Here is a 12,827-nt window from a genome sequence, read left to right as displayed (position 1 = left end):
GTCACGCTATCTTCCGCTTGTGTCAATATATAATGGTTAACTTATACTTAACGTTTCGGTAACGCCTGCTGCATTGATGGAAAGTTCCGTGTGGAGGTAATCTTGAGATAAGAAAGCGAACCACATGAAACTTTATTAGGAGGCGGTTAACGATGACACAATCCGTAATCAATACCGGTAAAATGCTGCATCAGATCGTGATTGGCAAGCTTCAGGGTGTGACGGAAGGCTACTATGACAGGCAACCGGAAGGCTTCAACAATACCATTCGATGGAATGTCGGTCATATTATCTATTGGATGGATAAGTATTGTTCTCTAAGCTTTGGTACTCCCTCGTCTATTCCTAGCTCGTATGAAACGTTGTTTAACTCGGGAACAAGACCTTCGGATTGGACGATTGTAACTCCGTCTACGGAAGAGCTTACCGAGTTATTAACGGCACAGTTTTCCCGCCTGTCTGAGCTGACGCCTGAAATGCTGGAAAAGAAGCTTTCAGCTCCTTATGTATTTGGACCGTTTCAATTCAACACGGCCGGTGAGTTATTCAACTTCGCCCTTATTCACGAAGCCATTCACCTAGGAACGATATCCAGCCAGTTGCAGGTTTTGTCGCGCTAATTGCTGTGAAGCATGAATTACATGAAGGAGGGCTCTTCCATGCATAAGTCCACAGGTACGCGTATATCCCGGACGTATGATGCATTTGATGCTTTTAAGCATGCTTTCGAAACAGGAAAGACCATAAATTTTCTTCAGAAGGTAACGGAGGATTTTCGTTTCCGCGTCCCACTACCTTTGGAGGGATGGAATAACGAGCAGTATGGCGAAGAGAGGTTCGAGGATCTGATTAGGTTCGAGCGCTCCGTATTGCAAGCATATTTCACCCCTATTCTTGTGCTAGAAAACGAAGACAGCGGGATTGTTGTATTTCGCGCCGAAGGGGTATTAAACGGAAAGTCTTATCTCAATGAGCTTACTGTCGTCTTTGAGTATGAAGAAGACAGGATCCGGTCATTTCGAGAATATGTAGGCACGCCGTTAAAAAACTACGAGGCCCCATAATGATGAGTTGAACAAAGCAGCAGCCTAGGAATTGCATTTCATCCTAGGCTGCTGCTTTATTTTATTCGCTTATTATTTCAACACAACCGACAATCCCGTGAAAATAACCCCAAGCGCGTATGCGCCCGCATCGGGATAACCGATGCTGCGTTCGCCGACGGTGCCGGCGCGGCCCATGCGGGCAACGATCGTCTCGGTTTGCTTGGCGCCTTCGACCGCTGCTTCGGCAGCGGCAATGCCGGCAGCCTTCAGCTCGGTTCCCGCTTCCGCAGCGGATTTCCAGCTTTCCGCGTAGGGAATCAACGCGTCGATAAGCGTCTTGTCTCCTACAACGGCGCCGCGGCCAAACGATCTTTCGCCGGTTGCCTGAATGCCCTTCACTACAGCATCCAGAAGCTCAGCTACTTCGGCAACAGTCAGCTCCGTTTTGCCTTCGGCATATTTGCCGCCCGCGCGGAAGGCCGAGCCCCAGATCGGGCCGGATGCGCCGCCGCAATGCTCCATGATGATCAGGGAGCAGGCATGCAGGAAGCTGCCGATATCCTCGGATTCGCCCACGATATCCTGCCATTCCGCTTTCAATTGCTTGAAGCCTTTCGCCACGCTCATGCCAAAGTCTCCGTCGCCGGCATGGGAATCCAGCTCGCAGAAAGGAACTTCGTTCTCGATAATAATCTCGCTCATCTTATCAATGAGGTAAGTCATGTTGCGGAGGGACAGCTTTCCGTTCCGGGCTACGGCATAGTCTTCGCTTGTTTCAACGCGGTAAGACACGTTCTCTGCGTTTGTTGCCTGTTCCTCCAATGCCACATAGGACACGGGCTCCGAGGCACCGCCGCGTACGATGAAGGCAGGCGTATCGCATTCTTCGTTCAGCAGCTGCTTCAGCTGCTCGTCCAGCTTCATGATGGACAGGGATGCACCCGCCATATCGATGCTGGTCATGTAGTTGCCGACAAACACCTTGTTAACGGCTATGCCTTTTTCATGCAGCTCGCGCATAACGGCATTGTTCAAGAGGTACAGCTCCTGAAGCGGAGTCCCGCCAAAGCCGTTAACCAGAACGGCAATTTCCCCGGTGGATCCGGCATTCATGCCCAGGCTGGCAAGCAGCTCCGATACCATGCGCTGTGCCAGCTCGTCGGCGGAAATCCGCTTCTCTCTGCGGATCCCAGGCTCGCCGTGGATGCCAACGCCATATTCCATTTCGTCTTCGCCAATCGCAAACGTTGGCGTTCCTTTAGCCGGAACGGTGCAGGAGGTAAAAGCAAACCCGATGCTGCGGACATTGGCAATCGCATTCTCCGCCGCAGCTTTTACTTCGGCGAGGCTTCGTCCCGCTTCCGCCGCCGCGCCGGCAATCTTGTGGACAAGCACCGTACCGGCAACGCCGCGGCGTCCAACCGTATACAGGCTGTCTTCAACGGCAATGTCGTCGTCCACTTTGACGTAATCGACCTGAATGCCGTCTTCCGCCGCAAGATGAGCGGCATTCTTGAAGTTCATCATGTCGCCGCTGTAGTTCTTGATAATAAGCAGCGTGCCTTGCTCGCTTGCCGTAGACTTAATCGCCTGATAGACCTGGATTTGGGAAGGGGAGGCGAAGACGTCGCCGCAGACCGCCGCATCCAGCATTCCTTTGCCGATAAAGCCGGCATGAGCAGGCTCGTGGCCGCTGCCGCCGCCGCTGATCAGCGTCACTTTCGCGGCGTTGATGTCTTTTTTCTTCATGACTTTATATTTGGAGTTGAATTCAAGACCCGGATGCGCCATCGCAAGTCCGTTACACATCTCGCGGACAAGCGTCTCCGGCCGATTGATGATCTTCTTCATCTTACGACTTCCTTCCTTGTTTGAAAGCCTGGCCGAGCTGATCGGCAACGATGATCGCAGCGGCTACGGCTTCCTCCGTAATCGGGAATGGCATAGCATGAATCGATTCTTCCGGGATGCAGGCAAGCGCCGCAACCTTTGCAAGCTCCTCGTCCGTAATGCTGTCAACGCCGATGTCGGAGAGACATACCGGCAGTCCAACCGCGGCGCAGAATGCAAGCACTTCGTTTACTTCTTCCTTTGGTGCGTTCTCCAGAACAAGCTGCGCGATCGTGCTGAAGGCAACCTTCTCGCCGTGGAAATAGTGATGCGTGCCTTCGAGCACGGTCAGTCCGTTATGGATCGCATGGGCTGCCGCAAGGCCGCCGCTTTCGAAGCCAAGACCGGAGAGCAGGATGTTGGTCTCGATGATGTTCTCAAGCGCCGTCGTTACTTTGTTGCTGTCGGACGCCAACTTCGCTTGCACGCCGTCCTCGAGGAGCGTCTCATAACAGAGCTTCGCAAGCGCAAGCGCCGCTTTGGTTCCGCGGGCGATTGGCGCCGCGCCGGCATGCACGCCGTTAGGCAGGCCGGCATTTACTTTGGAGAAGGAGCGGGACGTTGCTCGTGCTTCAAAGTAAGTCGACAGCGCATCGCCCATGCCGGATACGAGGAAGCGGGTAGGGGCATTCGCAATAACGGTCGTGTCGATCATGACAACGCTAGGGCTGGATTTGAAGTAAGCGTAATCCTCGAAAGCCCCGTCATTGGTGTAAATAACGGCGGAATGGCTTGTTGGAGCATCGGTCGCGGCAATCGTCGGAACGATAATAAGCGCTTCGCCTTCGGCTACGCATTTCGCGGTATCGATCGCCTTGCCGCCGCCGAGGCCAATCGTGCAGGAGCAGTTTTTCTCTCGGGCAAGCTCTTTCAAACGGGCGATTTCCTCACGGGAGCATTCGCCGCGGAATCCGCTTTCAACCAGCGTAATATGGAATTTATTAGAAGTAAAGTCCAGCTTGTCCTTTACGCGCTTTACATCATCGGGATGAGCAATAAGAAGGGCGGAATCGCCGTACGATTGAACGAAAAAGCCGAGGTTAAGCAGTTCGTTTTCACCTTGAACATATTTGCTTGGGCTGATAAATGCTTTTCTCATCTTGGATATACCTCCTGAAATGAATTCATACTTCGTAAGCATGAGCCATGGTAAGCCTTAGCTTACGGACTTCTCTCATTATAAAATCAAGAGGCGGGAGGAAGCATTGTACGATAAGCGCAAAATAAAGCAGATTACGATGGTGTTTTTATGCTCGAACCTTCCTAAAATTGTACTATTTTGTCCTGGCGGCGGGTTCTAGTATAATAAAGTTATCCCTTCAGGTTTGGAGCGATCACAATGAACGCAAGATACGATCTGAAACAAATTATGGATATCGACAAATGGCATAAGCTTCAGGATTCCATGTCTCTAGTAACGAAGATGGCGATTATTACGGTGGATTACAAAGGGAATCCCGTCTCCAAGCATAGCGAATGCCAGGCGTTCTGCCGCGAGGTGCGGAAGGACCCTGCGTTATCGTCTTATTGCCAGAAATGCGATGCGCGCGGGGGACTCGAGGCCGTCCGGTCGAACAAGCCTTATATTTATCAATGCCATTTTCAAATTCTCGATATCGCGATTCCGATTGTGGTGGATAATCAATATATTGGCGCGGTAATGGCGGGGCAGGTGAAGCTGAGCGATCCCGAAGTGCCGATTGAGCAGATCGTGACAAGGCCGCCCAATGTCGAGACGGATAAAAAGTTCAACGCTCTGCAGGAGCAGTACCGGTCGCTGCCGGTGTTGTCTTACGAGGAAGTAGAGAAAATCGCCGATATGCTGTTCCATCTGTGCAACTATATTGTGGAGGAAGCGATTCGCAAGAGCGACATGCTTCAGATGTACCGGGACTCCTTGTCCCGGGAAAATCCGGCCGGCGCTCCCGTCCATGCGATGGATTCCTCTTATGAGCATATTCAGGCGCTGCAGAGCGAGCTGTCCCATACGCTCATTGAGAAAAAGCTGAAGAAATCATCCGGCGTCTACCAGGCAGGCAACTCGATTCTGCAGCCGGCCTTTGACTATATTTACCGCCATAAGCACGAGAATGCGGACCTCAAGGAGATGGCTGCCTTATGCCATGTCAGCCCGAGTTATTTCAGCCGAATCTTCACGAAGGAGACGGGCGAGAATTTCTCGGTGTTTGTCCCGCATCTGAAGATCGGGTGGGCGAAGGAGCTGCTCGAGACAACCGAGCTGTCGGTCAATCAGATCAGCGACGAGCTTGGCTTCGCCGACGCGGGTTATTTTATCAAGACGTTCAAAAAGTTCGAGAGCCTCACGCCCGCCGCTTACCGTAAAATCTACCGGGATAAGGCCTAGCCGTTGCCTGTCTCGAAACGCCGTAACCGTTTCACCTTGTCCCTTTGTAGTAAGCAGGGGAAAGCCCGACGTATTTCTTGAACACTTTGCTGAAGTAATAGATATCGCTGAAGCCGACCAGCTCGGCGACCTCGCCGATGGTCATATGCGTTTTCTCCAGCAGCTCCCGGGCCCGGTTCACTCTTACTTTATTGACATAATGCGTGATAGAGCAGCCGGTAATCTTGTTAAAGATCCGGTTCAAATAATCGAAATTGCAAGCAAAGCGGGCTTCGATATCGGAGCCCGTTATTTTGTCCGGGTAATGCTGGTGAATGTAATCCAGCAGCTGGTAAGCGGTAGCCTCCCCTTTAGTGGTCCGTTTCCTTGCGCTTTGCAGATGCTCCGCAAGATAAGCGCGGGACAACTGGACGAACAGCTCCGCCAGTTTGAGGGCCGTCATGCTGCGGTTATAATTTTTCCGCCGGTATAGCTGCCCCATCTCATTCAGGTGATTGTACACTTGACTCCGCGCGTTTAGGTTCGCCAGGTTAAAATGCTTCGGGAAGCCATGGCTGCAGCCGGCCTCCGGTTCCTGATCCTCCAAGAAGAAGCTCCTCGCGTAACTTTCCATATCCCCGATATGAACCGTTTGAATATCCGGATGCTTGAAGTGAATGTAGTAATAGTCGCATACATGCTTCTCGAATCCTTCGTGATCCAGATTCGGCTCCAGCATAAATACGTCCCCTCTGCGCAATACGTAACGCTCGCCATTCTCCTCGATGTGCAGTTCTCCGCTTTTGATGATGTACAGAATATATTCGTCGACGTTCCGTTGGAAGTGAATCCAAGGGCTCGTGTAAGCCACGAATCCAAGAAACGTAACGGTAGGGACAAGCTCCATATTTACGGACAGCATAACATTCCCCTTTTTCTAAAAGTCGCTATTGTACAAAAAGTGTCTCGATCCGCCATTTTCAATCATTCTATCACAGGCTAATCTGATGGTGTGGTTTTTAATCCGGGAATCGTTGGGATGGTGCGTATGAGTAAATTAAAAATCGGTATTATCGGACTTGGCGGCATTGCCGACTTTCATAGCGAAGGCATACTCGCAAGCGGGGAGGCCGAGATTTGGGCGATCTGCGACGAGGATGAGAACCGCCTTGCCGCAAGGCGCGCGCAGTGGAATATTCCCGAGGATCGTGCTTACCTCAGTTATTCCGAGCTTCTTCGCAATCCGGAGGTGGATGCCGTCACCATCGGCACGCCAACCGTCAGCCACTTCGCCATTGCGATGGCAGCTATCGATTACGGCAAGCCTTTTGCATTGGAAAAGCCGGTCGGGATGAACGCGGAGGAAGCGGCCGCCTTGAAGGCTGCCTTGCAGAATAATCCGCTGCCTCATATGATCTGCTTCTCGTACCGCTATAAAGCAGCCGCCCGATACGCTAAGCAGCTAATCGAAGAAGGGAGACTGGGCACGATCCGCCACGTTTATAGCCAATACTTGCAGGATTGGGGTATCCATGAGGATATTCCGCTTGTATGGCGGTTCGTGCAATCGATTACCGGCTCGGGAGCTTTTGGCGACCTAGGCTGCCATATCCTTGACCTGACCCGCTTCCTGGTTGGCAATACGCAGCGAGTGATTGCCGACGCGGACACCATTATCAAACGGAGGAATCTGCCGGACGGCTACGGCCAAGGCGAGGTAGACGTGGATGACTTCTGCCATGTCCTTTCCCGGATGGAGGGCGGCATATCGGCTTCCATGCTGATTTCCCGATTCGCTTACGGGCGGGGCAATTATCAGCAGATTGAGATTTACGGCTCCAAAGGCGCCCTTGTGTATAACCTGGATGAGGCAGATTCGCTTCAGGTGAAGCTCAAGGAGGAAGGCGACAGCGAGTTCCGCCCTGCCGACATTCCGGTCCACTGCCGTTCGGGGCAGATGCAGGCGTTCTTTAACCTCTTGAACGGGCGGGGCGACGGGCTGGACGCAACGATAGAGGATGGCTATATCAACCAGCTGGCCGTAGACGCGATTATTCAATCATTTACCGAAGAACGTTGGATCACCATTCAATAACAGGAGGCACTAACGAACATGAAGCAAATTAAAGTAACCGTATGGAATGAGTATCGCCACGAGAAGCATAACGAGCATGTAAAAGGCATTTATCCGCAAGGCATTCATAATGCCATTGGCGGATACCTGAAAACTATTGAAGGCCTTGAGGTTGCAACCGCTACGCTAGACGAGCCGGAGCACGGTCTCACGGACGACGTATTAAACAACACAGACGTGCTGATCTGGTGGGGGCATCTGGCTCACCATGAAGTGCGGGACGATATTGCCGAGAAGGTAAGAGACCGCGTGCTTCAGGGCATGGGACTGATCGTGCTCCACTCGGGCCATGCATCCAAAGTGTTCGAGAAACTGCTCGGCACGAAGACCGGCGCGCTCAAATGGCGGGATGACGGCGAGAAGGAACGGCTTTGGGTTATTGAGCACGGCCACCCGATTGCCGACGGACTTGGCGAATACATCGAAATTCCGAAGGAAGAGATGTACGGCGAGCGCTTCGAGATTCCTGCGCCGGATGAGCTGGTATTCATCTCCTGGTTCGAAGGCGGCGAAGTATTCCGCAGCGGCTGCTGCTACAGAAGAGGCAAAGGCAAGCTGTTCTACTTCCGTCCGGGCCATGAAACGTTCCCGATTTATCATCAGCCGGAGATTCTTCACGTGATCAAAAATGCCGTTCATTGGGCCGCTCCGACGCAAGGCGCGGCAGCAGCGTACGGACGCGTAGAGCCGTTAGAAAATATAAGTAAATAATTTACTATTTCGCAAATATAAGAGTGTATAGATTTTTCTCTATACGGGACTTATATTTCACCGCGAAACGTCAACTGCACCTCCTAAGGAAGGTGTAGCCGTTTACGCTAGGATTGACAGAAAGTTTTTCAGGGCCATATACTTTGAGGTAACCGGTTACGTAAAATGAACGGGGCAATACTTCAAGGAATGAGATGGATGGTCTATGATACCGACAATCAGAGATGTTGCTAGAGAAGCCAATGTATCAATCGCCACTGTTTCCAGGGTTCTAAACGGATTAACGGGCTATTCTGATAAAACCAAGCAAAAGGTGATTAAGACAATAGAAGATATGGGCTATCATCCCAACGCCATAGCGCGTTACCTGAACAACAGGCGCACCCAGACGATTGGGGTGATGTTCCCCGCTGTCACAAACGAGTTCTCATCAGCGGTTCTGCAGGGGATCGAAGAGTATGCGCTGGAGCGGGGCTACAGCGTGCTTGTATGCAATACGGCGGTAGACGGGAACCGCACGATGAAGTATCTGCAGGTGCTTCGGGAACGGCAGATCGACGGCATTATTTTCGCAAGCGAAGTGCTTAAGCATGAATACAAGCAGATGCTGGATACGATGCAGGTGCCGATTGTGCTCGTCTCCTCCGAGAATGAGGATCCGAAGGTTCCGTTTGTAAAGGTCGATGACCGGCAGGCCTCGTACGATGCGGTACGTTATCTGATCGATAAGGGGCATAAGGACATCGCGATGATCGCCGGTACACCGGAGGATCCGATAGCGGGCATACCAAGATTGCAGGGCTATAAGGATGCCTTGAATGACAAAGGAATTCCGTTCCGCAGCTCGCGGGTTGCTTACGGGGATTTCCATTATGACAGCGGGCAAGCGGCGATGGAGACGCTGCTGGAGCAAGAGCGCGGGATAACGGCCGTCTTTGCCGCAAGCGACGAAATGGCCGTTGGAGCCATGAATGCTGCCATGCAGCTAGGCATCAGGGTGCCTGAGGATTTGTCCGTGATCGGCTACGATAATATCCGGCTGTCAAGGATGATCTATCCGGCGCTGACGACAGTTGGGCAGCCATTGCTGCAGCTAGGCCGTAATGCGGCCGACAAGGTCATTGCGATGATTGAAACGGGAAAGATCGTCCCGAGCCTTATTGTTCCGCATGAGATTGTGGAAAGGCAGACGGTCAAGGATTTGCGTACATAAAACAGGAAATGCGTGGCGGGCCAATGCAAGAGGTCTGTCACGCATTTTCTGCTCTTAGATTGGGTACGGGAGGTTCCACCATGTTTGGCAAATCCATGAAAAAAACGAAAAAGCTAAGTTCGCGGTTTGTCCTGCTGTTCTCGGCCGTCACCTTGCCGCTTCTGCTTATTCTGCTGGCTGCAGGTCATTACGCGCAGGATGTCGTGCTCACGCAGGTGGCGAATTCCTATCAGAATCTGGTGAATTCCAATCTGAATATGATCGACCGGAGCCTGGACGATATAACGACGAATATGGTCTACAACGTGGACCATGACGAGAACTTTCAAAAGTTCGGACAGACGGGGCTGTCGGACTCCGAATACTATTTTGCCCAGATGGAGCTGATCCAGAGAAACTCGGCTTATCGCTCCTATTACCATACGGTAGACATGTTCTATGTGTATTCGAAGCCCAATAACATTCTGGCGACAACCAATGTCATCTCGGACACCGACCATGACCAGGTCAGCAGCTGGATTACGCAGACCCTGAATAACGCCGAAGAGCTGCATCCGCTTCTCTATCAATGGAAGATCGTTAAGATTGGGCAGGACTATTATTTGCACAGGGTTGTCAGCGACGATACGACCAATAACGCTTATATTGGCGCTTTGATCAGCATGAATACGTTAAAACTGCCTCTTCAGGATGTGCGGACGGGCGGCGACGTGCTGTTTGCCGGGGAAGACGGGATGATTCTGTCCAAGCCGTCAGGCAGCTTAAGCAAGGATTTTCGGCTTCCGGCCGATAAGCTGGCGAGGAATACATCCTTCTCCTATTCGGACGGAGGCAAGAAGCTGTTTGTCATTACGAGCAAATCGCCGCTCAGCGGAATCAGCATGGCCGTTGTTCTGCCGTATTCGGATCTCTTGAAAGGGCTGAAGCAATTCCAGACGATTATCAATTTGCTTCCGCTGTTTGTCCTGATTATCCTGCTTGTCTATCTCTTTGTATTCCGGCGTATTATCCTCGCCCCGATTCTCCAACTGCTCGGCACCATCCGGCGGGTGAAGGACGGGGATATGGAGATGAAGCTGCCGGATTCGCCGATTACCGAGTTTGCGATAATTAATCATACCTTTAATAACATGATGGACGAAATTAAGGATCTTAAGATCGACGTGTACGAGGAGCGGCTGAACGCGCAGAAGGCGGAGTTGAAGCATCTGCAGACGCAGATTAATCCGCATTTTTTCCTCAATACGATGAACATTATTTTTCAGCTGGCGGATTTAAAAAGATACGAGCTGGTGAAGAAGACGGTCCGCCATATGGTCGGCTACTTCCGGTTTATGCTTGGAACAAGCCGGGATACGATTACCCTGTCGCAGGAGCTTGAGCATATCCGCAACTATTTGGAGATTCAGAAGATGCGGTATCAGGATACCTTCGAATTCGAGATCGGGTGCGCGGAGGAGCTTCGGGATGCCCGTATTCCCTCGTTGCTCGTGCAGCCGTTCGCGGAAAATGCGATGATTCACGGCATGAGCGTCAAAGGGGAGCCTTTCCTGCTTCAAATCACCGCCTTGCGGGACGCCGAGGACTCCGGTCTGATGCAGATTGAAGTGAAGGATAACGGCAAAGGGTTAAGCGAGGAGCGGATGGAGGAGCTGGCTTCGGAGCAATACAAGCCTTCCTCGGATGATAATCATATCGGAATCTGGAATGTGAAGAAGCGGGCGGCGATGCGTTACGGCAGCCGGGCCCGGATCAGCTTCCGGACAAACGAACCAAAAGGATTAGCCATACGGCTGACTTTACCTATCGATCACACAAAGGAGCGGGATGAGCATGGCGCAGATGCTGGTCGTTGATGACGAGAAGTTTGCGGTGGACGGCATTTGCGAATGTAATGATTGGTCTACGTTAGGCATTGAAGCCGTGTTTACCGCCAATCACGCGGATGCCGCAAGAACAATCATGAAGGAGCAACGCATAGATATTCTAGTCTGCGATATCGAAATGCCCGATGAGGACGGATTGTCGCTGGTCCGCTGGGTGAAAAAACACTCCCCGCATACCGAGTCTCTGTTTCTTACATGCCATTCGGAGTTTACTTACGCCAAGCAGGCGGTTAACCTCGGCAGCTTCGATTATTTGCTGAAGCCGGTCGACGGCGAGGAGCTGGTGCAGGCAGTCTCGTTAATGCTGCAGGCGGTTAAAGAGAAGGAAGAGAGCGTGCAGCATCATGCCGAGTACCGCAAATACGCGGAGCTGTGGCGCAAGCAGCAGCCGCTGCTTGCCGAACGCTTCTGGCAGGATCTGTTGTCGAGGCGTCAGCTCTCGTTCGGAGATTTCCTTGAGCGGGGGCTGAAGGATGCCCAAATCGAGCTGGAAGCGGACGGCAGAGTGATGCCCATTCTCATCAGCATCGAGGAATGGCATAAGCCGCTTGATGCGCGGGATCAGGAGATTATGGAGTACGCGGTGAAAAAAGCCGCCGGAGAGCTGTTCCTTTCGGGCTGCGCCGGGGATGTGATTACGGACCGGGGCGGCGTAATGTTTGCGATGGTCTACACGGCAGGCGCTGCCCGGCCTGCGGGCAGCTGGCTCGAGACCGGCAGACGATTCATCGAAGTATGCCGAACCTATTTCTACTGTCAGATCACCTGTTATATCGGGAAGTTCGTCAGCCTTCAGGAAGTGTCCGGGTTATGCGAAGGGCTGAAGGACAAGGAGCGTCATAACGTCAAGGAATCGCAGGCGGTCATTATGTACGTGCCGCAAGGCAGCACGGCCGCGCCGCTGCTTGTGCCGGACAATATCAACGTAACGGAATGGTCGACCTATATGCTGAACAAGGAACGGGACAAGGTGATCTCCTTAATTAACCGGAGCGTGGATAAGCTGGAAGCGGGTCAAATTCATCAGAACCAGTTGGAGACCTACCATCTGGACACGCTGCAGGTCGTTTACGGCTTTATACACGTAAAGGGAATCAACCCAAGCCAGGTGCCCAACTTCCCGCTGTGGGCATCGGCTCAAATCCGCAGCTTGTCCCAATACAGGCATTGGGCGGAGAATATCGTCTCAGCCGTCATGGATGCGGCCTTTACTGCATTAGAGAGCAACAGCGTGGTGCAGAAGTCGGTTCAGTATATGAAAGAGAACGTGGAGGAGGACATCTCCCGCGAGGATGTCGCCGCGCATGTTGGTTTGAATCCGGCGTATTTGTCCCGCCTGTTCAAGAAGGAGACCGGGCAGAACCTGATTGATTACCTCATCGAGACGAAGATGGCAAGAGCCAGACAGCTGCTCGATACGACGGGAATGACGGTCAGCGCAATCGCGCAGCAGGTCGGTTATTCGAATTTTTCGCATTTTACGAAGATGTTCAAGAAGCAATACGGGGTTAATCCGCAAGAATACCGCAATGTCACAAAACGACTAGACTGAGGTTACAAAAACGGTAGGGGGGTCTGCCGGGCGGCCGTATACTTAGGACAT

General features: G+C 52.2%; 11 protein-coding genes. 8 read left to right on the top strand and 3 right to left on the bottom strand.

Going from position 1 to position 12,827, the window contains the following annotated elements:
* The first annotated feature begins 152 nt into the window (after positions 1 to 152).
* Positions 153 to 620: a DinB family protein gene (locus tag WFK81_RS03250; protein ID WP_336785001.1), complete on the top strand. Its 468-nt coding sequence runs from the start codon at positions 153 to 155 to the stop codon at positions 618 to 620.
* A gap of 39 nt (positions 621 to 659) precedes the next feature.
* Entirely contained in the window at positions 660 to 1,064 is a 405-nt protein-coding gene (locus WFK81_RS03245) for a nuclear transport factor 2 family protein (RefSeq protein ID WP_336785474.1), read from the top strand.
* A gap of 72 nt (positions 1,065 to 1,136) precedes the next feature.
* Here WFK81_RS03245 and dhaK read toward each other — a convergent pair whose 3' ends face one another.
* Positions 1,137 to 2,897: a dihydroxyacetone kinase subunit DhaK gene (gene dhaK / locus WFK81_RS03240; RefSeq protein WP_336785000.1), complete on the bottom strand. Its 1,761-nt coding sequence runs from the start codon at positions 2,895 to 2,897 to the stop codon at positions 1,137 to 1,139.
* A gap of 1 nt (position 2,898) precedes the next feature.
* Positions 2,899 to 4,035: a glycerol dehydrogenase gene (locus WFK81_RS03235; RefSeq protein WP_336784999.1), complete on the bottom strand. Its 1,137-nt coding sequence runs from the start codon at positions 4,033 to 4,035 to the stop codon at positions 2,899 to 2,901.
* Between the two features lie 240 nt (positions 4,036 to 4,275).
* On the opposite strand from WFK81_RS03235, the gene WFK81_RS03230 reads away from it, so the two are divergent.
* The gene (locus tag WFK81_RS03230; RefSeq protein ID WP_336784998.1) at positions 4,276 to 5,301 is read left to right on the top strand and encodes a PocR ligand-binding domain-containing protein; all 1,026 of its coding nucleotides are present in this window, start codon (positions 4,276 to 4,278) and stop codon (positions 5,299 to 5,301) included.
* A gap of 31 nt (positions 5,302 to 5,332) precedes the next feature.
* Here the strand turns inward: WFK81_RS03230 and WFK81_RS03225 are convergent, their stop codons facing one another.
* Positions 5,333 to 6,202, bottom strand: a complete 870-nt coding sequence (locus tag WFK81_RS03225; protein WP_336784997.1) for a helix-turn-helix transcriptional regulator — start codon at positions 6,200 to 6,202, stop codon at positions 5,333 to 5,335.
* Between the two features lie 126 nt (positions 6,203 to 6,328).
* Between WFK81_RS03225 and WFK81_RS03220 the strand changes: the two genes are divergently transcribed.
* From WFK81_RS03220 to WFK81_RS03200, 5 genes are all read left to right on the top strand, one after another.
* A complete protein-coding gene (locus tag WFK81_RS03220) occupies positions 6,329 to 7,375 on the top strand; it encodes a Gfo/Idh/MocA family protein (RefSeq protein ID WP_336784996.1) in 1,047 nt (348 codons plus the stop codon).
* Between the two features lie 18 nt (positions 7,376 to 7,393).
* Positions 7,394 to 8,125 carry a ThuA domain-containing protein gene (locus WFK81_RS03215; protein WP_336784995.1) on the top strand — a complete coding sequence of 244 codons (732 nt, stop codon included), beginning with the start codon at positions 7,394 to 7,396 and terminating at the stop codon, positions 8,123 to 8,125.
* Positions 8,126 to 8,330: 205 nt separating this feature from the next.
* A complete protein-coding gene (locus WFK81_RS03210) occupies positions 8,331 to 9,338 on the top strand; it encodes a LacI family DNA-binding transcriptional regulator (RefSeq protein ID WP_336784994.1) in 1,008 nt (335 codons plus the stop codon).
* Between the two features lie 80 nt (positions 9,339 to 9,418).
* The gene (locus tag WFK81_RS03205; RefSeq protein ID WP_336784993.1) at positions 9,419 to 11,194 is read left to right on the top strand and encodes a sensor histidine kinase; all 1,776 of its coding nucleotides are present in this window, start codon (positions 9,419 to 9,421) and stop codon (positions 11,192 to 11,194) included.
* The gene (locus WFK81_RS03200) at positions 11,172 to 12,776 is read left to right on the top strand and encodes a response regulator transcription factor (protein ID WP_336784992.1); all 1,605 of its coding nucleotides are present in this window, start codon (positions 11,172 to 11,174) and stop codon (positions 12,774 to 12,776) included. The genes WFK81_RS03205 and WFK81_RS03200 overlap by 23 nt, the downstream gene beginning before the upstream one ends.
* Positions 12,777 to 12,827 lie beyond the last annotated feature (51 nt).

This window comes from Paenibacillus sp. MMO-177 (genome assembly GCF_037147795.1).
Taxonomy (GTDB): Bacteria; Bacillota; Bacilli; order Paenibacillales; family Paenibacillaceae; genus Pristimantibacillus.
The sequence above is the reverse complement of the archived record's forward strand: the minus strand, read 5'-3'. Positions and strand labels throughout refer to the sequence as shown.

Bases quoted from the DNA above. Each gene is read 5' to 3' on its own strand.
- WFK81_RS03200 (WP_336784992.1), top strand. From the start codon at position 11,172: ATGGCGCAGATGCTGGTCGTTGATGACGAGAAGTTTGCGGTGGACGGC.
- WFK81_RS03215 (WP_336784995.1), top strand. From the start codon at position 7,394: ATGAAGCAAATTAAAGTAACCGTATGGAATGAGTATCGCCACGAGAAG.
- WFK81_RS03210 (WP_336784994.1), top strand. From the start codon at position 8,331: ATGATACCGACAATCAGAGATGTTGCTAGAGAAGCCAATGTATCAATC.
- WFK81_RS03205 (WP_336784993.1), top strand. From the start codon at position 9,419: ATGTTTGGCAAATCCATGAAAAAAACGAAAAAGCTAAGTTCGCGGTTT.
- WFK81_RS03235 (WP_336784999.1), bottom strand. From the start codon at position 4,035: ATGAGAAAAGCATTTATCAGCCCAAGCAAATATGTTCAAGGTGAAAAC.
- WFK81_RS03245 (WP_336785474.1), top strand. From the start codon at position 660: ATGCATAAGTCCACAGGTACGCGTATATCCCGGACGTATGATGCATTT.
- WFK81_RS03230 (WP_336784998.1), top strand. From the start codon at position 4,276: ATGAACGCAAGATACGATCTGAAACAAATTATGGATATCGACAAATGG.
- dhaK (WP_336785000.1), bottom strand. From the start codon at position 2,897: ATGAAGAAGATCATCAATCGGCCGGAGACGCTTGTCCGCGAGATGTGT.
- WFK81_RS03250 (WP_336785001.1), top strand. From the start codon at position 153: ATGACACAATCCGTAATCAATACCGGTAAAATGCTGCATCAGATCGTG.
- WFK81_RS03225 (WP_336784997.1), bottom strand. From the start codon at position 6,202: ATGCTGTCCGTAAATATGGAGCTTGTCCCTACCGTTACGTTTCTTGGA.
- WFK81_RS03220 (WP_336784996.1), top strand. From the start codon at position 6,329: ATGAGTAAATTAAAAATCGGTATTATCGGACTTGGCGGCATTGCCGAC.